We start from the raw sequence: 22,358 nt of genomic DNA on the forward strand, positions 1-22,358 counted from the left end.
CAACATTTTTTTGGTACCCTCCTTACCAATACAGAATATTCTCGCGTCACAAAAGTTTTAAACCGCCCAATGCGGCTGGTAGCCATTTTCCTTCATGGATGATGGTTTTTTTATGTGGGGAGGGTGTGTGTTGAACACAAGAGCTTTAGTAACTGTAGTGGGAATCGATAAAATTGGCATCATCGCTCAAGTAACGAAAGTATTGGCCGACAACCGAATTAATATCGTAGATATTCGGCAAACCATCCTCAAAGATTTCTTCACCATGGTCCTCGTTGCCGATTTGAAGGAATGTCCGCATTCTCTTGGGGAAATACAGAATCAGTTGGAACAACTCGGTCGTAATATTGGAGTTAAAATCACCTTGCAAAATGAAGAACTTTTCCGTTCGATGCACCGAATCTAAGGAGGATTTTGTATGAGTTATTCTGTTCAGGAAGTCGTAGAAACGATTCGCATGGTCGAAACGGAAAACCTGGATATACGCACGGTGACGATGGGCATTCATTTGGAGGACTGTCGAGCAGATGCACTTACGGAAACCAAACGAAGAATCAGGGAAAAAATTATCCGTCATGCAAACAGGCTCGTGGAAGTCGTGGAAGAGATCGAACGGGAGATCGCGATCCCGATCGTTAACAAGCGTATCTCGGTAACGCCGATCGCCCATGCCATCGCCGGGTTGTCTGTCGATGATTATATTGAAGTGGCTGTGTTGCTTGACGAGGTGGCCAAAGAGGTGAGAGTGGACTTTCTCGGCGGATATTCGGCTTTTGTACATAAAGGAATGACGCCGTCCACCTCCGCACTGATCGAATCGCTTCCGCAAGCATTAGCATTGACCGAACGCGTCTGTTCATCCGTTTCTGTGGCTTCAACGAAAGCGGGAATCAACATGGATGCGGTTTCACTCATGGGCAGAAGGATTAAAGATATCGCCGAAGCGACGAAAGATAAACAAGGAATCGGCGCCGCCAAGTTGGTTGTTTTTTGCAACCCGGTCGAAGATAACCCGTTCATGGCAGGAGCTTTTCACGGATTCGGAGAACCGGATGCTGTCATCAACGTGGGGGTTAGCGGACCCGGAGTTGTTTTGTCTGCCGTCAAACGCCATCCGGATGCAGATTTTGGTACTTTGGCGGAGACGATTAAACGCACCGCTTTCAAAATTACACGCGTCGGAGAGCTTGTTGGACGTCAAGCGGCTGAAAGACTCGGCGTTTCCTTCGGTATTGTCGATCTCTCTCTTGCCCCTACTAACGCTATCGGGGACAGTGTAGCGGAAATTCTTGAAGCCATGGGTCTTGAACGATGCGGGGCACACGGCACTACAGCCGCTCTGGCTCTCTTAAACGATGCGGTGAAAAAGGGAGGCGCCATGGCTACTTCCTACCCCGGCGGCCTGTCGGGCGCATTCATCCCTGTGAGCGAAGACAATGGCATGATCGCAGCGATTGAGGCGGGAGCGTTAAGCCTTGCAAAACTGGAAGCGATGACGAGCGTTTGTTCCGTGGGTCTCGATATGATCGCTGTACCCGGAGATACATCTGCTGAAACGCTCACCGGACTGATCGCCGATGAAATGGCGATTGGTATGATTAACAAAAAGACGACGGCCGTCCGCATCATTCCTGTCCCCGGCAAACAAGCGGGGGATCATGTGGAATTCGGCGGATTGTTGGGACGTGCTCCCATCTTGAATGTGAATCCTTTTTCATCGACTCTCTTCGCAAAACGCGGGGGGCGGATCCCTGCTCCCATTCAGTCACTCACGAATTAACGTTGAATTTCTTATGAATGCAAACGGATGTGTCGCATAAGGTACATCCGTTCTTTTGGATCCTCTTTCGAAAATTCTCACTCCACCCCATTCATAACTTTCTGTATAATTGAATTGATATTAATCATTTGGCGGGAGTATTATGATGAACAAGAAACTTCAAAGCATATTAGATACTTTGGAAATCTATCAGGCAACCTATCCGGAAGATGCTTGTCTGGTTCTTACAGACACGGAAAAAATCATCGGTTATTTACCCGGTAAGAAGGTAGATTTGAAGCTCCGAGTCGGAGAATCTATGAGTAAATATCCCGGAAGTGTAACGTGGCAGGTCATGCAGAAAAGAGTACCCTTACGTGCAGAGCGGGGATCCGAAGGTCACGGTTTCGCTTATATATCTTCCGCAGTACCGATCTTTGACGACCAGGAATTTGTGGGGGTATTGGGTGCCATCGTCTCGAACAAGAGATTAGATACCTTACGCACCGGCGCGAACGAGCTTTCCGCTGTCATTGAGCAAATCTCAGTTACAACGGAAGGGATTGCACAGTCGTCCAACCAAGTGGTTTCTGAAGTTCAGCATCTTGCAGAAGAATCTGAAACCGTTATGCAAGAGACCAAAAATATAAGCTCCGTTCTTTCCTTTATACAGGACATCGCCCACAAATCGAATCTTTTGGGTCTCAATGCAGCGATTGAAGCTGCCCGAGCTGGGGAAAATGGGCGTGGTTTCGGAGTTGTCGCCACAGAAATCCGCAAAATGGCGGACGATAGCAAACAATCGGTACAACATATTCAAAAACAGCTTGACCATATCATAAAAGCCATCGAACGAATTGACTCTTCCATTCAACAAATTGCAGCAAATCTGCAGGAGCATTCCGCCAGTCTGCAAGAACTACATGCTGCCTTCGGGCAGATCGCGCAAACATCCGAAAACCTTCGCAACGCCGCTTCCATCGATGTATGATGATTGAAAGCGATTACCTGTTCGACCATTCCGTACATCATGAGGGCTCTCGCTCATCGCGAGCGAGAGCCCTGACCTCAGATTACGCTTTTGCTAGCGTTCATTGTGGCGGATTCCAATCGTTCCGTCAGTTGAATGTACATAGAACCCCCCCATGCGAGAGGAGTATTGGGATTGGGAGTATCCGTCCCCCCGTAATAGAGCTCGGGCAGTATACCCGGTCTGATCATCAACGATTCTGTCCAGTCTTTGTACATCTTTGCTTTCTCCCAATTCCCCAACTCCAGGTGACAAAGCCCGAGCCACGGAATGCCGAAGCACCATTCCGCTTCCCTTCCATGATCATTGTAATAGAGATCCCCTATATAGCGAATGACGCCCCGAGCGCGTAACAGACGCTGCTCGACCATTGTAACGATTTCGTTTGTCAGTTCTTTGGGCAACAGTTGATAGGGGTAAATGAGACTTAAAAGAGCCAGATCCACCTCTTTGCTGTCACTCTCATTGGGCAGACGTTGGTAGAGAGTTCGCAGCCCCTTCGTGATCCATGCATCGGGAACAGCCGCCAGGTCTTGTACCGCCCGAAGTCCGGCGATACAAGCACCTACGCTGCTCGCATGCCATTCCCTATTTTCTTCCCAAATCCCGTTATCTTCATCATTCCAGTATTCGAGGGTATAAAGATACTCGCAGATTTTTCTCACAATCGCAATGTCTTGATCATCTCGAAGCACACGTTTGCCCGCCTTATATCCGTAACCCAGACCGTATAAGAACAAGCCGATCGCATCATTCTGTGCATTCCCCCAAGGTGACGGCAATTCCTCGCACGTCTCTGCGGAATATCGGGGATGAATGTATTCATATACTTCTATAGGACGTTGTTTCCGGTGAATATCGATCTTCCATTCGTAACGTCTGAAAATATCGAGCATGCTCCAGTACGTTTGTTCATACTTCCCGTTGTCTTGGTGAACGTAAGGAAAAACCGTATAACATGTGTCTCGTATCCAGATATGTCGATAGTCATGGGACAAGCTGGCTACATACAAACCGTTTGGCAATCTCATTTCGTCGAGTATTGCATACGCCTCACGCTTCATCGCCCATTCCCCCTTTCCCCTAACCATTCTCGACGACCTCGGATACGAATTATACGTTTCAAGAAAAACCATCTGTTATACATCTCTTCTACTGTTAACTTTCTATCCACCGGATCGTTACGTGTAGATGATACATTGTATGCCAAGCTCGCTTGAATGACACTTGACTCGAATTATCATTTGTGTTTAAGCGGCTCAATAAAAAATGGCTGCAAGCGATTTTTATAACCGCTTGCAACCATAGCGATGAAAGGATCTTTTTTATGACTTGCTTAGATCGTCTCATTGCTCATGAAGAAAGAAGAATTCTCGTCTTCTTTATTCATCGGACGGATCGTTGCCAGGAAGAAGAGCACAGACAGGGCTGCGGCAACCATCATGACACCGCCTAAAACAAGCGCGGAGGCAAACCCGAAATGTTGGGCCATATAACCCGTCAAGGCGGGTGATACAATCGATGCGATCGCTCCGGCTGTGTTCATCATTCCGCCTAACGTTCCAGCTGTTCCTCTCGGTGCCAGGTCAGATGGCAAAGACCATAAGATCGCCGTGGAAGCAGATTCAGCCGCCATCGTGATCACGAGCAACCATGCGGCACTTATAGCTGAATCAGCGAGTGCAGCGCCGATGACCGAAACGGAGATCATCTGCATGACGACAAGCAATGTTTTCTTGACCTTCGTATGATCATAACCGGCATGAATCAAACGATCGCTTAAAACACCGATGAGAGGTTGAGCGATCATACCCGCAATCCACGGCAAAGTGGAATAAAAGGCCACATGCTTCAAATCAAGGTGACGAGCTGTATCCAGATAGCCAGGCAGCCATGTGAGAAATAAGTAATAGAGGTAGTCCTGGAAGAACTTGATGAAAATAATCGCCCAGGTATTGCGATATTTGAGCAAACTTTGTACGGAAGCTTTCTCTTTCAACTCAATTGCGTGTGAGAAAGAACCATTTTCTTTGCTTTCACGAAAAGTAAGAAACCATAGAACAACCCAAGCGAGACTCCCAATACCCGTTATATAGAAAGCCATCGACCAGTCAGGATGCGCTTGTGTACCGAAAGCCAACATCAGCCCTACCATGAGCGCTGGAGTTAACGCATATCCGAGACGCAAACCTGCCAGATAAACCCCCGTCGCTGCCCCTCGTTCATGATCCTTAAAATGTTCCGCAATCACTTTGGTTGCCGCAGGAAAATTCGCCGCTTCCCCAGCTCCTACAAGGATACGACTAAACAATAACATGGTAAGACCTTTTGCCAATCCTGTCATTGCTGAAGCGACCGACCACAAAAACGCGGCAAATCCGTAAACCTTTTTCGTGCCGAAACGGTCACAAAGCCATCCGGCCGGAAGATTAAATACGAGATATGCCCATCCGAAGGATGAAAGTACCCATCCCATCGTACTCAAATTCAGGTGAAGATCTTTCGCTATATATGTGTTGGCTGTTGCTAGACTTGATCGATCGATCGCGTTGATCAAAGTTCCTGTAAAAAGAAGAAACAAAATCCACATTCGCATCGACTTGCACTCCTTCCCTCAAAAAATTTGGAGTTTCATCCGTCGATATTTCTTACAGAAACATTCTAATTTATTGATATTTCAAACTATAAGAATACATTATTCTATTGATCAAAAATTCAAATGATAACGACAAAAACAAAGCGTTTCCCTCCATCATTTCCGGAAGAAAACGCTTGGGTGCATTTGAAAACTCACTCCGCCTGATAGGTATGAATTTTCATCGCGTAAGCGGCCGCCATTTCCTCCGCCGCTTTCAGCGTCTCCGCTTGTGTAAACACGCGGAATACGGGCGCATCCGAATCCGGCAGCACGAGCGCCCATCCGCCGGTATGATGAATCTTGATACCATCCACCAACTCTACATACTCCCCTTTTGTTTCTTCAATTAATCTTCTCATGACCTTACCTTTGTCTTCCCAGGGGCAAGGAACCTGTCTATGCAATAAATGGAAATCAGGAATCATCGATAACACTTCAGAAAGTTTCTTTTCCTGAACCGCCATAAGCTCCAGTACCAAAGCGAGTGTATACAACGCGTCAAAAAAGAGAAAGAAAGGCTCATCACTGCATGGCTCCATCAATGCGCGAGGATTCGCTTTTGTCCGGACAATCTCGCCTTCCCATTGATCTGCCAACATCTCGATAATCGATGGGGCCGAAACGGGCACGGCGATTTTGTTTTTGCGACCGGTCAGTAAATAAACGAGAACTTGCATGACCATCATCACATCTTCTTCAATCACGAACCCATCTTCCGTTACCAATATGATTCGCTCGCCATTCTTGTCGATGCGAACCCCAAAGTCTGCCTGGTTGGCGGAAACCATTACAGGCAGTTCTCCTTTTGCCGCATCTTCAAGCTGAATCGAGAGTACTCGACAGCCCAATTTTTCCATGAAATTAGGTACGATTCCCGACAAATTGCGTTGATCATATTGGACGACCATTTTGTAGCGTTTCTTTTTGATACTGTCATTTTTCACCGTGTTCATCAGTGCAGATAGATATGCTTCCTTCATATTGAGGACACAATCCTCCCCACCAATCTGGGAAGAATTGGCGCGTCGAAAATCTTCCTGCCAGTATGCGTTTTCGATTTTACGTTCGATCCCTTTTTCGATATTCATTCCATTCTTGTCGAGGAACTCGATGAGTACCCGATTGTAAGTCTGTTGGCCCACCTGTCTGACATGGATTCCCCCGTGCGCATGCAACTTACGAGTCGCATACCGTAGCACAGGTGTTGTCATCTCTCCCACATCTAAAGTATGGACTCCTGCCGATTGAAGTCCGGACATGAATGCACGTTTGATTAATTGAGAAAAAGGATGTGCATCGGAAGAAATGGCAATACGCGCACCGTATTGAAGAGTGGCACCAAAAGCGGCTGCCAAACGCCCGGCGAAATCAGGTGTAATATCGACATTACAAACTCCGGCCACGCCTTTTCCGCTAAATAAACGTTTTTCCAACTTTTCGCTCCATACTAATGATGTATGCACAATGGTGCTTTCCTGAATGATCTTATTGGGCCACACTTTGACATTTGGTTTCACGATCGATTTCATGCCGACCGTACATTCATCACCCACGACCGCTCCTTCAAAAAATGCGGAATGTGAACCACAGTATACCTGTGAACCAATCGTTGCTCCCCTAAGTTCCGCACCGTGATCAACATAATTTTGATTCCATATGACGGTACGGCGCAGAGAGACTCCCGGCTGAATTCGATTGTTTTCACCGATCACCGTATACGGCCCCATTTCGACTTTCTCTTCTATCACAGAGCGACTGCCAATGAAGACTGGGCCTTCCATGCGAATGTCATCAGCCAATTGTACATCCTGCCCTACCCACACTCGCGGATACAGTTCGTTCCCTTCGATTTTTACATCCACTTTGCCGTCAAGCATGTCGAACTGCGTCTGTCTGTACTGATGCAGATTTCCAATGTCGGACCAATATCCGGAAGCCACATAACCGTATAGAGGCAGCCCCATTTTAAGAAGAATGGGGAACAGGTCTTTTGAAAAATCAAATTCCGTATCGTGGGGAATATATTCCAAAACCGATCGATCAAATATATAGATTCCGGTATTGACTGTGTCCGAAAACACCTCACCCCAACTTGGCTTCTCCAGAAATCTTTCGATGACTCCGTTTTCCCGGGTAATAACGACACCGTATTCCAAAGGAGCGTCAACGCGGGTCAACACGATGGTTCCTAAAGCACGCTTGGTTCTGTGGTAATCGATGGCCGCCCGCAAATCGAAATCGGTGAGTGCATCACCGGAAATCACAATAAATGTATCATCAAGAAAATCCTCAGCATTCTTTACAGACCCGGCTGTTCCAAGAGGAACGGTTTCCTCAAAATAATGGATGTTAACACCATACTCACTTCCATCGCCAAAATGGTCTCGGATGATTTCCGGTAAATATTGTAGCGTTACCGCGATTTCTCGAATTCCGTGTTTTTTCAGCAGGTCAATGGTATATGCCATACAAGGGCGATTTAAAAGAGGAACCATCGGTTTTGGTTTATTGCATGTGAGCGGACGCAAGCGTGTTCCTTTTCCACCAGCCATGATGACAGCCTTCATACGATTAGCACCCCTTTTTCCGAAGATGTCTTTTCACACTCGCTCTTGGTGTGAAGCAACTTCCTTTTCGGCAAGTTGCAGCGCACATTCGCTTAAAATCCTTTCATAGACGCGGGCGGTCTGCTCTGCTATCGTTTCCCAACAATACTGGCGTTCGATTTTTTTTCGGGCTCGCATGACTATTTGCTCGGAAAAATGAGGATCCTTCAGCAAATGTATTACCTGCACAGCCAAGGAATGAGGATCGCCGGGCAGCATCTTGCATCCGTCTTCCCCATGGTTGACAATGTCTGACAATCCCCCTACATCCGATACGACAACCGGCACACCGGCAGCCATAGCCTCTAACGCTACAATTCCAAACGGCTCGTATAAACTTGGAAACACACACACATCCGCGAGATGAAAGAGGTGGTTACGCGTCTCGTCATCAACAAACCCCACAAACATCACTTTTTCAGAAAGACCGCTCTCCTTGACATCGTTTTGCCATTTCGCAAGCATAGGTCCCCTGCCTGCAATCAAAAATTTCGCTTGTGGACATGCCTGCAAGATTTCAGGGATCGCCTCCAGCAACAGATGCACCCCTTTTTCCTGAACCATCCGTCCGATGAAAAAGACGATCTGTTCGTGCGGTTGCGCATATTGTTCCCGGAGTACGGATGAATCCCCATGGGGTTGAACCTTATCCCCATCAATTCCATTGGGAATGATATCAATCTTATCTTGCGGTAATGAAAAAATAGTTTTTACTTCCCGCTCCATATACGGGCTACAAACGATCACCCGCCACGCTTCATACGTCAGTCGCCATTCCATGTGATGAATATAACGCTGCAAGTCGGTATGAATACCTTGATTGCGTCCGTACTCGGTCGCATGAATCGTAGCGACAAGCGGCCATTGATACTTTTCTTTCAACGTTTTGGCTGCATAAGTAACCATCCAGTCATGAGCATGAATCAAATCGACTCGCAATCCCTGTTCATATAACTGTTCACAGCGATCAAGGATTGCTAAATTCAAGGAAAAGGCCCAATGTATGAACTCGTCTCCGTCCGGTTGCAAAACATCAACGCGGTGAACATGGACCCCTTCCATGATCTCGTACTCACGAGTGCCCTCCGGACGAAACGTCACGACATGGACTTCCCAATTTTTCTCTGTCAAATGTCGTGACAGATCATAGACTGCACGTGACAACCCCCCGACTGTTAACGGTGGATATTCCCATGCAAGCATGAGTACGCTTGGGAATCTTCTTCTTCTCTGGAGTGAAAGTGTTTCATGATGTCTGCCTGTACGATACAGGCGGAAGTCTACATCGGGAAAGATATTGTCTCTCATCTCGATGACTGCCAGCCATTCCGTGTCCACATCTCCAGCCATCAACGATTCATATAAGCGCGTAAAACGATTGATATGAATTTTCGTGCGTTTCACCGCATAATCGACCATCGTTTTGTTATCCATGATGAAAGCGAAATCGCTGCTTTGTGCCAGCATGAGTTCACGTGCAGCCTGATTTAACGCACGCACTTCAACTTCGTTTGCTTCCGTAAACCGATCAGCCAACTGACTCATCCGCTCTTCCGCTTTGTGCAACGCGCGATAGATCCAATCATTTCTCCCGTTGAGCCAGACATCGGCATACCCTCCGCGTCCCCAGGATGACATCGGCAGGCGGCAGACTTGTTGTTCCGGGTACTCCCTGAGATACTCACTCGGGGTGATCGCTTTGACCGTATGTTGATCATAGTGCATTTTTCGGAAGAATAGGTCCAGCCAGATGGGCCCTTCGAACCACCAATGTCCAAACAATTCCGCATCGTAAGGCGCGACAACGATCGGCTTCCTTCCCATGTTCTCGAACCAATACTCGACCTGTTTTTCCCGGTTAAACAGAAAGTGCCCGGCATGAATCGCCGCTTTTTCACGCGCCCATTCAGGATTGTATAACTCCTTGTGGTCGCCTTTACCGGTGATGCGGTAGTATTTAATTCCCGTATTCACGCGAATCCCGTCGGGATGGATGTAGGGGGCGATGTACTCGAGTTCCAGATCGTAACCGATGTCCCGGTAATATTCGCGATAGTCATAGTCTCCGGGATAACCTTCATGCGAACTCCACACTTGTTTGGAAGATTCGCGATCACGGGCAAAAGCGGCAATCCCGTGCGGTGTTAAAACGGGGGCGTATCCCCCAAATACTGGACGGGGAGAGGCCGCTTCAAACGCATGACTATCCACGAAAAAATATTTCAATCCGTAGTCTTTCAAAATACCGTCAATCCCTGGTTTATAACCGCATTCCGGTAACCAAATTCCGTTCGGTGCTCTTCCCAAAATAGTTTTGTGCAACTGTACCGCCGTCTCGATCTGTGCTCGAATCGACTGTTCCCGATTGACGAGAGGAAGAAACGCATGAGTGGCAGCAGAAGTTATGATTTCAATCTTTCCTGCATCTTCGATTTCCTTGAAAGCGGTGATGAGATTTCCGTTATACGCATCGAAAAATTCGAGTGTCAATACAAACCGTTCGTGATAAAAATGAGCCAAACGGTTCATTTCCGGATGGTTTCTCGTGCGTATCACTTCTTGTTCCGCCAGTCGGATCAAAAGGATCAGATGTTGCCGGTAGCGGTCAAGCAGAAGACCGTCAGATAGCATCGAGAGAAGTGTAGGAGTCAAAGTCATGGTTAGGCGAAAATCGACCCCATCTTGGAGCAATCGATGGAATACGCGTAAAAGAGGAATATAGGACTCTGTAATCGCCTCAAACAACCAACGCTCCTCCAAGTACTTCGAATTTTCCGGATGACGTACGAACGGTAAATGTGCGTGAAGTACCAGTGCGACATAACCTTTTTCCACTACGATTCTCCTTTTTGCATGTGAGTTGTGAGCGAATAACCGTTAAATAAGTCAAGCCATGAAGCGGTTGCAGGGGGATGGGAAAGGCGATCATGCGCGATGGACGAAATGCCATCTGACGGTTTGACACAAGCGAAGCGAACACTCGGATCGAGGCCTTCTCCAGAAGGTTGCGGTGGCAACTCTACCAAATTCGACCGCAACACGGTAAAGAAACGCCCATGGATGGTTTTCGTACCCAGATCCACAAAGTAATTGCGCCCGGGTTCTAAGCCATGGATATACCAATTGTCCGCTTCCCATGGTATGGAGATTTCCCAGTAGCGATGCGCGTTGTACCCATTAAAATAAAGAGCGGTCACATCATAAACGCGCAAGAAAAGAGGCAAGTTTCCGATTTCGCAACAGAAGTGTTCGTTTAGCAAACGTTGTCTTTCTTCTGATATTTCCCAATAGACGTACACACATTGGTAATCTTTAATCAAAGCAACCAGACGGTTCTCTTGATAACGCGTAACCCAAGTCTCATCTTCTAACGGATACGGATATCCTTGGGTCAAATCGCAAGATGTTCTGTTTTCTCTCCTCATGAATGCCTCCTGCCTGAGCGATTGAATCGTTTCTGTATGAATCCATTATGCAGGTATATGTTTCTTCCTCTCTTCTTATTCTCCTTTGTCGAAAGGATAATAATCTTTCGACGGATTCATTCGTGTTTTTTCATATTTTTTCAATTTTTCCAGGGAAATAGAGGAGTTTCTCCATGATTTTTGTCAAAACGAGAAGGTTCTTGTAGAAATTTTTTCATCGATTTGTGAATCGGTGCAGTAACGCAGCTTGTGACAGGGGATGACAAAAAACCCGGACACCTGTCCGAGTTACGTCGACTTTACATACTGAATCATATCTTCTAATGTTTCTTCATCCAAACGTGTCATGAAACCAAAGAGTAGTTTTCGCAGTTCCTCGTCCTTCAAATGGCGGTACATGGAACGGGAAAATCCAATTTCTTGCAGCATGTGCTCCACGCGGTTCCGCGGCAACGAACGGATCGATTCATTCCATGTAGCTTGCAACAATCGTTGACGATTCACACCCCATCCCTCCCCTTCTTAGTTTAAAAAGCATGTCACAATTTATACTTTCCTCACGTTCAAATCCCCACATAAAAGTATGCGAAGAAAGACAATGCTAGAAAGGAGAAGAAAAGGGGGCGTTACCTTGTTCGCGAACTGGAAAGCTTTGAATCGACCGATGTGGATATTGTTAAGCGGCATTCTTGTTTTCCATTTTTCAATCTATATGATTCTACCCTATATCCCCATTTTGTTTGGCAAACATTACGGGATTCCGCTATCGATCGTGGGTGCCATCCTTGGGACACAATCAGCTTCCTATCTGGTCGGGAGTCTCTTGGGCGGATGGTTCACCGATCATTGGGGACGGAGAACGATCACAACGATTGGCATCCTTCTTCAAGGATTCAGTCTCATCCTGTATGGTTTCGTACATACCCCCTCTTTGCTTATGGCTGTGGCCATCATCAACGGAGTAAGCGGCGGATTATACACGCCCGCAGCTAAATCGGGCATTGCTGCACTGGCATCAGACGAGACGAGGACGACCGCCTTTTCGATGCGTGGAATTGCGGCAAATATCGGAACGACGCTCGGCCCTCTGCTGGGGACGTTTTTGTTTGCTTATTCCTATCGTCTTCTTTTCGTGGTATCCGGACTTCTATGCGTTGTACTCGCACCTGTTCATGCACTGGGCTTGCACAAAGAAAACGTAAAAAACGAGAAAAGACGGACAACATTCTCTGCAATTCGAGAGGTATTACGGGATGCCCCGTTTCTGGTATTCAGCTGTATGACCGTTCTGATCTGGGCACTTTATACCCAGTTGACTCTCGCTGTTCCATTGCGGGCATCGGAAATCCTGACGAGTACAACGGCGGTCGGCATGCTGTGGACGATCAGCAGTATTATGATCATCGTTGCACAAAATCCTGTGATCCGTCTAGTCACACGCATGTGGCATCCGCTCACGACCCTCGCAGTGGGTACTCTTTTATTGGGAGCTGGCTTAGGCACCGTGGCATTCTCTTCCCAATTCATTCACCTGATGATCAGCGTACTCATAGTCACTGCAGGTGAAATGCTCATCATGCCTACCGTTGACAGTGTCGTTTCCAATTTTTCAAAACCGGAAACATTAGGCGTTTATTTCGGGATCGCCTCATTCGTGTGGGGATTGGGACAATCGTTAGGGAATTTTGCGGGCGGGGAACTCATGCAAAAAGCGGAACAAACGGGAACACTGGAAATGCCTTGGATTCTCTTTTTCGTGGTGGGCTTGGTTCTGGCAGGAGTCACATTTTACTTGCGCTACTGGGAGAACCTCTATAAGATTATGGTAGAACCATCGCGCAGGATGGGAAATCCCCCCCTCATTGTGGAAACGGGGGATAAGCAAACAAAGATAAGGTTCTCCTTCTTTCGCAAAAAAACAAAGCGGTGATCGCCGACCGTCCGTTTATTCCACACGATCTGACTTATGAATGCGAAACGTCTGATATTCGCGCGTATGTAAATCGGGCCAGATATCCGCGATATCTACGTCAAGCGCTTTGGCAATCTTTCTTGCCGCCGTGGTCGTGGGATAATTTTTTCCATTGTAAAGAAATTCAAGCGCGATTATCGATACTCCGCTTAATTCGGCCAATTTTTCGAGCGTAAGATTCCTTTTTTTCATGAAAGTATCTAAATGATTTCTAATTTTCATGTGATATATCCTTCCATAGAAGAAGTGAACTCTTTTATTTAGTATGCAGGAAATACGCTCATCTTACAACCACCATGAAAGAAGGCTTTCTATGATCTTTTATGTAATGTTGGCTCTTCACGGTATCGCTGTTTTGGTTAAACTTGGACTCCTCTTGTATATTCCGTTTTTGAAAAATGTGACACAAGTGCAGTCATTCTTGGAGAAATACCGAAAGATCGACCGGGCCGCAGATCTTTTCCTTTGGGGGACAGGAGCCGGAATGCTTTTCGTCACTTCCTGGTCACTGCTTTTGCAAACCTGGCTCTGGCTATCGATCCTCTTATATGTCTTGGTATTTTTACTGATCAAGAAAGTGTTGATCCGGCGATTGCAAGAAATCGCCGCATCGAAAAAAATTTACGCGCGCGACGAGATCAAGACGTTACGCACCGAAAACTTGTGCGTCGGTCTCGTGATCGTGGCCTTATTGGCTTCGATTGGTACATTGATGGTGACCAAGCCGTCGTTTTAATATTCAGATGTATGAAACATGCCGATCTCTTCTTATCTTTGAGAGATCGGCATGTTTATAAAATATGGGTTTAGCCCCGTTTCTTCGCCCATCGCTTCGCTGACTCGATCGTATTATAGAGAAGCATCGTAATCGTCATCGGTCCGACACCACCGGGAACAGGGGTAATATAACTGGCCACCTCTTGTACGCCTGCAAAATCGCAGTCCCCCACTAATTTGCCGTCCACTCGGTTGACCCCCACATCGATCACGACGGCGCCCGGTTTCACCATATCTTTTGTGATGATACCCGGACGTCCAACCGCCGCGATCAAAAGATCCGCCTGTTTGGTGATCGCCGAAAGATCACGCGTTCTCGAATGGCATACCGTCACGGTAGCATTTTCGTTGAGCAACAATTGTGCCATCGGTTTCCCCACGATATTACTCCGCCCGACAACGACGGCATGAGTGCCTTCGATCGAGATCCCCGTACGTTTTAACATGTGAATCACGCCATGCGGTGTACAAGGAAGGAAACATTCCGTTCCGATTTGCATCTTCCCAACGTTAATCGGATGGAATCCGTCCACGTCTTTGTCAGGGTCAATCGCGAAAATGACTGCTTCCTCATCGATATGCTTAGGAAGAGGCAGTTGGACTAAGATTCCGTGAATCGCCGGATCTTCATTCAGCGTACGGATCATTGCCAATAATTCTTCCTGGCTCGTTTCAGCAGGCAAGCGGTGAACCACAGAGTATATCCCCACTTCGTTTGCGCCTTTCTCCTTGCCTTTTACATAACTATGTGAAGCAGGATCATCCCCGACAAGGATCACAGCAAGCCCCGGGACAATCCCTTCCGCGCGCAAACGTTCCACTTCCCGTTTGAACTCTTCTCGCATAGCTGCGGCGATTTCTTTTCCGCTTATGACAATGGCATGGTTTTTCGTGGTTTCTAAATGTTCCATCTAGAAAGCCTCCTTCTACCATATCATGCCCAGGCGGAAAATAAAAAAACGCCTGAGCATGCGCCCAGGCGGTCGGCATTCACTGATCACACTCCCCTGTGGTAACCCACTTCCGCCAGTCATGTGATCTGTCAATCTTATTATATAAAGGTTTGTGTATCGATACAAGATTGATTGTGTTCGTATTATTTCGTTAACACGTATACTTCGGGATAGGACTCTTCATATTTCTTGATCGCATCTTCATATTGCAATGTGATGCCGATATCATCCAATCCTTTCAGCAACAGTTCCCGTCGATACGGATCGACCGCAAAGTCGCAGGCGAACCCGTGGTTGTCATATATTTTGTTCTCTTCTAAATTAACCGTCAGCTGATAACCTGCTTCTTGGGCACGCCGGAACAACTCGTCTACCGTTTCTTCCGCCAAGCGAATCGGCAGAATCCCATTTTTAAAACAGTTATTATAGAAAATATCAGCGAAGGAAGGTGCGATGATCACGCGAAAGCCGTAATCAAGCAAAGCCCATGGTGCATGTTCGCGGGATGACCCGCAACCGAAGTTATTGCGTGCAAGAAGGATCGTTGCCCCCTTGTATTGTTCTTGGTTTAGGACAAAATACGGATTCGGCTTTCCCTCTTGATCGAAACGCCAATCATAAAAAAGGAACTGTCCAAATCCTGTTCGTTCGATCCGTTTTAAAAATTGTTTCGGGATGATCGCGTCAGTATCGACATTGACACGGTCAAGCGGCGCGACAATTCCTGTATGTTGAACGAATGGTTCCATAACAACTCGTCCTCCTCGTTTTGAAAATTTGTGATGTAAGGGCATATGCTTTGCGTTCATGCTCCGTGGAGGTTGCGAGACGACCTTGAAGACTAGTGCTTGGGTGGGTGTATCGCTTTGCGCTTGGGTTCTTTAGGCCATATGCTTTGCGCTCATGCTCCGTGAAGGCCGTCTCGCACGGAATCATTAATCAAATGTTGCGAGACGACCTTCAAGGTCGCTATTACGCGCAAAGCATATGGCCTCTTGATCGATTTAAGGAAGCGGAACGACCTTCAACTCACCTCTGCGCCGCAAAGCGATACAACCCACCCAAAAGCCACTCCGTTGAAGATGGCAGTTTTAAATCCTTCTTCTTGCACAAGAAACTTGAGACATGAGTGGCAACTTTCAAAGTCGCTGTTTCACACAAAGCATATGCCCCATCAACGTGTCAAGAGTAGCGAGACGACCTCCTATATTCGCTAGCTCACGGGATGACGGACGACTCTTGGCTCATCAGTCAAGCCACTCGCGCACATCGACAAAATGCCCGGCAATCGCCGCCGCGGCGGCCATCGCAGGACTGACGAGATGCGTTCTTCCTCCTCGTCCTTGTCGGCCTTCAAAGTTTCGGTTGGAAGTGGATGCACAACGTTCTCCCGGTTGCAAAATATCAGGATTCATACCGAGGCACATGCTGCAGCCGGCTTCGCGCCATTCAAAGCCCGCTTCGATAAAGATACGATCCAGGCCTTCTTGTTCCGCTTGGCGTTTCACCCTTTGCGAACCTGGTACCACCATAGCTCTCACGTGAGGAGCCACTTTCCGCCCTTTCGCGATCTTGGCGGCAACACGCAAGTCTTCGATGCGGCTATTGGTGCATGAGCCAATGAACACGCGATCGATCTGAATCTCTTGAATCGGTGTCCCCGGCGTGAGACCCATATACTTGAGTGCGTTTTCGACGGCTTTTCGCTCGTTTTCAGAGGCGAAAGATAGCGGATCCGGCACCCTGTCGGTAATACCCACCCCCATGGAAGGATTGGTTCCCCATGTGACTTGCGGCACGATTTCGGAAGCATCGATTTCAACGCGGAAGTCATATTCCGCTCCCTCATCTGTGGCCAGCAGCCTCCACTCTTCGACTGCACGATCAAACGCTTCTCCCTTCGGTGCATATTCCCGCCCTTGCAGGTAGTCAAACGTTGTGTCATCCGGTGCGATTAATCCTGCTTTGGCTCCCGCTTCGATCGACATGTTACAGATCGTCATCCGCTCTTCCATCGACATGGCACGAATCGCTTCACCCGTGTATTCGATCACCGTTCCCGTTGCAAAATCGGTACCATATTTAGCGATAAGAGCCAAAATCAGATCTTTCGCCGTCACTCCGCGTTGCAGTCTGCCGGTAACATGCACCTCGAGAGTCTTGGGTTTGGACTGCCACAAGCATTGCGTTGCGAGCACATGTTCCACTTCACTCGTACCGATACCGAATGCCAATGCGCCAAACGCACCGTGTGTAGAGGTGTGGCTATCCCCGCAGACGATCGTTTTTCCTGGAAGTGTCAATCCCAATTCGGGACCAATCACGTGGACGATTCCCTGATCCGGACTGTTTAGATCACACAGAGGAATGCCAAATTCCTCACAATTGATCGCCAACGTTTCCAATTGTTTCGCGGAAATGGGATCTTCGATCGGCAAGGAACGGTCGGTCGTAGGCACGTTGTGATCCACGGTGGCGAACGTCAGATCGGGCCTCCGTACGCGCCGTCCCGCCAAACGTAATCCTTCAAACGCTTGAGGTGAAGTCACTTCATGAACCAGGTGCAAATCGATATATAAGAGACTCGGTTTTCCTTCTTCTTGCACGACTACGTGTCGATTCCAGATTTTTTCGAACATGGTTTGTGGTTTCATCGTCTCTCCCCGCCCTTCTCTGTTTTCAACTATTTTACGTAATTATCAGTTAATAGTGAAGTGATTATCTTTTCTCGTAAATCAAACCGTTTCGTTATTTGTATCGTACATGATCGACAACTATACGTCAAAGATATATAATCTATAGAATCAATAGGTTATATCTATAAAAAATGAGGAGAATTCCATGGAGATGCGGTTGTTGGAGTACGCCATTGAGGTGTATCGAAAGAAAAGTTTTACGAAAGCGGCACAAACTTTGTGTATCGCCCAGCCTTCCTTATCGCAACAAATCAGCAAACTGGAACGGTCACTCGGGGTGACTTTGTTTTATCGAGGGCACGGTGGGGTGGAAGTAACTCCGGACGGCTTACGTTTTATCGAACAGGCGGAACAAATCGTACGTATGCGCGATGACCTGATCCGGGAAATGAACGAACGCAGAGAAGGGATCGGCAGGGAACTGGTAATCGGGATTACGGCGATTACAGGCGGGCACGTGTTGCCGCCTCTCCTAAAAGCCTATAAAGAACAGTATCCGCAAGTTCAAGTGCGTTTGGTGGAAGAATCGACTGCGACTCTGGAAGAATTGACCGCAAAAGGGTTGGCTGACGTGTCGATCCTGTCATTGCCGTTGGATGATTCGCGTTTGGCCACCCGGGTGATGTTGACGGAACCGATCTTCGTTGCGGTACCACGCGTGAAAAAGGATTGGATGCCCACAGAAGTGCAAAGACGCATAGAGTTCGCAATACTGGAGACCGATGAAGAACCGATTTCCCATATAATTTCCTTGGCGGATCTGTCGAACGCTCCATTTATCTTGTTGAAACAGGGATTCGGTTTTCGGCGCACCATTTTGGAACTCTGTGCGAAACATGGATTCCAACCGCATATCGCGTATGAGACCAGCAGCATTGAAACCGCACAATCGCTGGTCACATATGGTCTAGGTGTAACGCTTGTACCTGACATGGTTCGACGGCATGTCCATCCCCACCCGTTGTATCTCTCATTGGATTCGAAACCGTCGCGGACATTAGTGTTTGCTTATCGCGCAGAGAGATATCTCAGCTTGGCGGCACGAGCGCTGCTAGATATATACGAGAAACTCTCCTCCGGGGAAATACCGGTCGATCTTGGAACGGGTTAAGCGTTGCAAGTCTATCCGTCACGCGGTGTATAAAGATAAAGAGATGACAATGTACATCGATGGTATCGAGAGAAAAGGAGTGGGTCAAGTGGATCGTGTCGAAAAAGGATTGAGAGAAATCGCGGAAGATCTGTGGAAACGAGGGGACGGTACCTATACGGTCGATGACTATTATGAAATGGTGCGTGCGACTTATGAAAGCATGCGACGCCATCACGGGGAAGCTTTCGCCCAATTTTCGAATGAAACGATTCTTGCAGTTATCCGCAAACAGATGAACGAATTAAGCCGCTTTCGTAACGTGGAAAAGTTAATGAAAAAAAGGCATCATATCTGACCCCTTCAACAGGTGGAAAACACCATGGCTGGAGGTAGGTCTAAAGACTCATTCTCCTGTCAATCTTTCATGATAGCCACCCATGACGCAAGTTTACGCCATCAGAAGATGAAAAGTTTCTTGTGAGGGAAGAAGTATAAGGCTATCTCAAGAAACGGAGTGGCTTTTGGGTGGGTTGTATCGCTTTGCGGCGAAGAGGTGAGTTGAAGGTCGTTCCGCTTCCTTAAACCGCTCAAGAGGCCATATGCTTTGCGCGTAATAGCGACCTTGAAGGTCGTCTCGCAACATTTGATTAATGATTCCATGCGAGACGACCTTCAAGGTCGCTATTACGCGCAAAGCATATGGCCTAAAGAACCCAAGCGCAAAGCGATACACCCACCCAAGCACTAGTTTTCAAGATAGCACGAATTGTCCATATGGGCAGTTTTCATGGCTAAAAAGACATCTCATCCTGCCTTTACAAGCAATTTTAGAATTCCCCGAATCACCGTTTCTTCGGTTTGTTTCTTCACTTCCGATCTCACCGTAAGCAATCCGCCTGACTTACGCTCCTGCTTTTCCAGTACTTCCAGTTCCACATGGATCGTGTCGCCGATAAACGTCGGCGCAGTGAAACGAAGATGATCGATTCCATAAAACGCTTGAATGATTCCGGGTACAAACTCCATCAAACCGGTGGAAATCGATAAAACCAACAGACCATGAGCGATTCGCTGACCAAATGGTGTTCCTTTCGCATACTCCTTGTCCGTGTGCAACGAAAAGAAATCCCCGCTCACACCGGCAAAGTTCACAATATCCGTTTCAGTGATCGTTCTTCCACGGCTCACCCATGTTTCCCCAACCTCGTACAGATCAAACGTTCGGTTGAACATGATTGCTCCCTCCGATTTATAAGTATTTTACAAAAAAGTATGAACTTTTCACAACAATTATACCAAATGATTTTCATGATGTGTTTATCGGCAGTCGAATCGTAAAGATTGTCCCTTTATTGATTTTACTTTCAACCCATACTTTCCCTTGATGGGCTTCCACGATCTCTTTAACAATGGCCAATCCCAACCCATTTCCCGGAATTTTGGAATTTCGCGATTTATCCGCCCGGTACGATCTCTCAAATATGTAAGGCAGGTGTTCCTCATCAATGCCCGGACCTTCATCACATACGGCCAAATGGAGAAAACGATCTTTCAGATACATGTTTACAAGAATCGGCTTGTCCTTATCCCCATACTTCTTTGCGTTTTCGATCAAATTATCAATCGCACGATGCATATATTCCACATCCAGGCTGATGTCCGCGTCACGTTCCGCCCCGCTCACGTGATCGAAAACGCATACAGCCTGTGCATGAAGTAAATCCCCATGTGTAACATGCCATTTTTCTTTCACTTGATCCAGGAAACAGCCAATTTTTATATTTTGGTAATGTAAAGCTTTGTTCTTCGTTTCTAACAAGCTTAATTCGTATAAATCACGAACCAAGCGATTTAAAGACTTGACCCGGTGGCGTATTTTCTCCAAATAATCGCTCACCTGATCTTTCTCGATAACCCCGTCACATATAGCATCGATATACCCTGAGATCAGGGTGAGCGGAGTTTTCAGATCGTGAGAAATATTCGCCAACATCAGTACGCGTGAATTTTCCATCTCCTCCAATTGCCGATTTTTTAACAAGAGTGTCTCATTGGCTTTGCTTAATTCTTCCGTCCGTTTGTTTACCAGGAACTCCAACTGACGGTTAAGTGACAATAGTTCTTGCTGAAGGATCTCTTTCTCTTGTAATCGTTGATCCAGCACCTGTACCAGGTGATTGATTTGTTGAGACATTCGATTAAAAGATTGAGAAACTTTGTTAAACTCAACAATCTCGTTTTCTGGCATCTCGATGTTCAATCGTCCGGCACTCACTTCAGAAAACGCTGCTATGAGTTTCCTCATCGGTCTCATCAGTCTATTCCAAACCACAAACGTTATGGCCACACATAAGAGAACAAGAAAAAAAGACATGACCGTCAGTTGATTGATGATTCTTTTCCCACTCTCTAAAATATCCTGATTGGTCTGATCGTAAATGGGAGATATCATCTCATTTCTGGGGATTACATACCCAAGATACCACTGGGTTGCGGGAATAAATGCACTTAATAAAACCCGATGATCTCCCAAGTCGGTGACTTTCTCTTTACCTTTATCGTTTACAATCTGCGAAAGGGGTAAGTTGTTCACATCTTTAGCCCCCTCCTTTTGCACGGCAATGATACGACCATCTTTGTTCATAAGAAACGCATAAGCGTTTGACAAATGAAATCTCGTATTGAGTACGTTGTTTACTAAATTTTCGATCGTCACATCGGCCCCGACGACTCCAAGGACTTTATGATCTTTCGAGAATACAGGAGCGCTCACGGTGACCATCCAATCGCGATGAGTGACATCATGGTAAGGATCTGTCCAGATCGTATCCCCGCGAGGATTATCCGTAGGAAGCGCCTTTGTGTAAAAAGGATACGAAGTGATCGGGATGGAAGGTAAGAAGTACTTTTTATCCACTTCTTCTTTAAGATTGATCGCCGGATAAATTCGCCATGCGTTATCCGGTAAGATATAATACATGGCGACCAAGTTCTGATTGGCAAGCAAACTTTGTCGAAAAAGCGGTTCGAGATACTTGCTTCTCGCTAGGCGATCCAGCAAATCCGGGGTTAATTGGACAGAACTATTCGTACCGACATTCGATGTTTCCGGTGATAAGGGTTTTTCCCAGTAGTAACCCAGACCTTCTTTCTTTAGCTGGATCGGAGTCAACTGGGAATATCGCTCTGGTGATGTATAAATTTCTTCCGCAAATCTTTTCACGGTTAAAACATCTTTTTGTATGCTCACGAATTCCAAATTCATGACATTCGCTTGACTGGTGAGATTCGACTGGTATAACGCAATTACATGCTTTGCGATCATGTCACCCGTTTGTTGAGCTGTTAGACTCAAGGTCGTTTTCACCGATCGTATCGAAAAGAATCCAAACAAAAGGAAAGGGATTAA

General features: G+C 46.9%; 19 protein-coding genes and 1 riboswitch. Of the genes, 7 read left to right on the plus strand and 12 right to left on the minus strand.

All coding sequences use genetic code 11. From position 1 onward, the window contains the following. Positions 1-127 precede the first annotated feature (127 nt). The 3 genes from DNHGIG_RS03195 to DNHGIG_RS03205 all read left to right on the plus strand — a co-directional run bounded on the left by DNHGIG_RS03195 (position 128) and on the right by DNHGIG_RS03205 (position 2,750). Complete coding sequence (locus DNHGIG_RS03195) at positions 128-406, plus strand: ACT domain-containing protein (protein WP_282198301.1); 279 nt, start codon at positions 128-130, stop codon at positions 404-406. A gap of 12 nt (positions 407-418) precedes the next feature. Beyond that, complete coding sequence (locus tag DNHGIG_RS03200) at positions 419-1,780, plus strand: PFL family protein (protein ID WP_282198302.1); 1,362 nt, start codon at positions 419-421, stop codon at positions 1,778-1,780. Positions 1,781-1,925: 145 nt separating this feature from the next. Further along, positions 1,926-2,750, plus strand: a complete 825-nt coding sequence (locus DNHGIG_RS03205) for a methyl-accepting chemotaxis protein (RefSeq protein ID WP_282198303.1) — start codon at positions 1,926-1,928, stop codon at positions 2,748-2,750. A gap of 77 nt (positions 2,751-2,827) precedes the next feature. On the opposite strand, the gene DNHGIG_RS03210 is transcribed toward DNHGIG_RS03205, so the two are convergent. The 6 genes from DNHGIG_RS03210 to DNHGIG_RS03235 all read right to left on the minus strand — a co-directional run bounded on the left by DNHGIG_RS03210 (position 2,828) and on the right by DNHGIG_RS03235 (position 11,962). Further along, complete coding sequence (locus tag DNHGIG_RS03210) at positions 2,828-3,853, minus strand: glycoside hydrolase family 15 protein (protein ID WP_282198304.1); 1,026 nt, start codon at positions 3,851-3,853, stop codon at positions 2,828-2,830. 272 nt (positions 3,854-4,125) lie between these two features. Beyond that, positions 4,126-5,385 (minus strand): MFS transporter, encoded by a 1,260-nt coding sequence (locus tag DNHGIG_RS03215; RefSeq protein WP_282198305.1) that lies wholly within the window; start codon positions 5,383-5,385, stop codon positions 4,126-4,128. 194 nt (positions 5,386-5,579) lie between these two features. After that, positions 5,580-7,994, minus strand: coding sequence for a sugar phosphate nucleotidyltransferase (locus DNHGIG_RS03220; protein WP_282198306.1), 2,415 nt, complete (start codon positions 7,992-7,994; stop codon positions 5,580-5,582). Between the two features lie 33 nt (positions 7,995-8,027). Next, entirely contained in the window at positions 8,028-10,868 is a 2,841-nt protein-coding gene (locus DNHGIG_RS03225; protein WP_282198307.1) for a 1,4-alpha-glucan branching protein domain-containing protein, read from the minus strand. After that, entirely contained in the window at positions 10,868-11,458 is a 591-nt protein-coding gene (locus tag DNHGIG_RS03230) for a DUF4912 domain-containing protein (protein WP_282198308.1), read from the minus strand. Before DNHGIG_RS03230 ends, DNHGIG_RS03225 begins: the two co-directional genes overlap by 1 nt. Before the next feature lie 288 nt (positions 11,459-11,746). After that, positions 11,747-11,962 carry a hypothetical protein gene (locus DNHGIG_RS03235; RefSeq protein ID WP_282198309.1) on the minus strand — a complete coding sequence of 72 codons (216 nt, stop codon included), beginning with the start codon at positions 11,960-11,962 and terminating at the stop codon, positions 11,747-11,749. A 127-nt stretch (positions 11,963-12,089) separates the two neighbouring features. Between DNHGIG_RS03235 and DNHGIG_RS03240 the strand changes: the two genes are divergently transcribed. Then, positions 12,090-13,388, plus strand: coding sequence for an MDR family MFS transporter (locus tag DNHGIG_RS03240; protein WP_282198310.1), 1,299 nt, complete (start codon positions 12,090-12,092; stop codon positions 13,386-13,388). A 15-nt stretch (positions 13,389-13,403) separates the two neighbouring features. On the opposite strand, the gene DNHGIG_RS03245 is transcribed toward DNHGIG_RS03240, so the two are convergent. Further along, entirely contained in the window at positions 13,404-13,652 is a 249-nt protein-coding gene (locus DNHGIG_RS03245) for a helix-turn-helix transcriptional regulator (protein WP_282198311.1), read from the minus strand. A gap of 91 nt (positions 13,653-13,743) precedes the next feature. Here DNHGIG_RS03245 and DNHGIG_RS03250 point away from each other — a divergent pair, with 91 nt between their 5' ends. Then, the gene (locus tag DNHGIG_RS03250; protein ID WP_282198312.1) at positions 13,744-14,166 is read left to right on the plus strand and encodes a DUF2269 family protein; all 423 of its coding nucleotides are present in this window, start codon (positions 13,744-13,746) and stop codon (positions 14,164-14,166) included. Positions 14,167-14,236: 70 nt separating this feature from the next. Here the strand turns inward: DNHGIG_RS03250 and folD are convergent, their stop codons facing one another. From folD to leuC, 3 genes are all read right to left on the minus strand, one after another. Continuing rightward, positions 14,237-15,118 (minus strand): bifunctional methylenetetrahydrofolate dehydrogenase/methenyltetrahydrofolate cyclohydrolase FolD, encoded by an 882-nt coding sequence (gene folD, locus DNHGIG_RS03255; protein WP_282198313.1) that lies wholly within the window; start codon positions 15,116-15,118, stop codon positions 14,237-14,239. A 55-nt stretch (positions 15,119-15,173) separates the two neighbouring features. Continuing rightward, positions 15,174-15,251: riboswitch (ZMP/ZTP riboswitch) on the minus strand. A 52-nt stretch (positions 15,252-15,303) separates the two neighbouring features. Continuing rightward, positions 15,304-15,909: a 3-isopropylmalate dehydratase small subunit gene (leuD, locus tag DNHGIG_RS03260; RefSeq protein ID WP_282198314.1), complete on the minus strand. Its 606-nt coding sequence runs from the start codon at positions 15,907-15,909 to the stop codon at positions 15,304-15,306. Between the two features lie 498 nt (positions 15,910-16,407). After that, positions 16,408-17,814: a 3-isopropylmalate dehydratase large subunit gene (gene leuC / locus DNHGIG_RS03265; protein WP_282198315.1), complete on the minus strand. Its 1,407-nt coding sequence runs from the start codon at positions 17,812-17,814 to the stop codon at positions 16,408-16,410. 187 nt (positions 17,815-18,001) lie between these two features. On the opposite strand from leuC, the gene DNHGIG_RS03270 reads away from it, so the two are divergent. Together DNHGIG_RS03270 and DNHGIG_RS03275 are read left to right on the plus strand one after the other, a co-directional pair. Then, on the plus strand, positions 18,002-18,967 hold the full coding sequence (locus DNHGIG_RS03270) for a LysR family transcriptional regulator (protein WP_282198316.1): 966 nt from the start codon (positions 18,002-18,004) through the stop codon (positions 18,965-18,967). Positions 18,968-19,016: 49 nt separating this feature from the next. Continuing rightward, the gene (locus DNHGIG_RS03275) at positions 19,017-19,304 is read left to right on the plus strand and encodes a hypothetical protein (RefSeq protein WP_282198317.1); all 288 of its coding nucleotides are present in this window, start codon (positions 19,017-19,019) and stop codon (positions 19,302-19,304) included. Between the two features lie 449 nt (positions 19,305-19,753). Here DNHGIG_RS03275 and DNHGIG_RS03280 read toward each other — a convergent pair whose 3' ends face one another. Together DNHGIG_RS03280 and DNHGIG_RS03285 are read right to left on the minus strand one after the other, a co-directional pair. Further along, a complete protein-coding gene (locus tag DNHGIG_RS03280; RefSeq protein WP_439647723.1) occupies positions 19,754-20,182 on the minus strand; it encodes a MaoC/PaaZ C-terminal domain-containing protein in 429 nt (142 codons plus the stop codon). A 73-nt stretch (positions 20,183-20,255) separates the two neighbouring features. Then, positions 20,256-22,304, minus strand: a complete 2,049-nt coding sequence (locus tag DNHGIG_RS03285; protein ID WP_282198318.1) for a sensor histidine kinase — start codon at positions 22,302-22,304, stop codon at positions 20,256-20,258. Positions 22,305-22,358: the final 54 nt, after the last annotated feature.

It is taken from the genome of Collibacillus ludicampi (genome assembly GCF_023705585.1).
Classification (GTDB): domain Bacteria; phylum Bacillota; class Bacilli; order Tumebacillales; family BOQE01; genus Collibacillus; species Collibacillus ludicampi.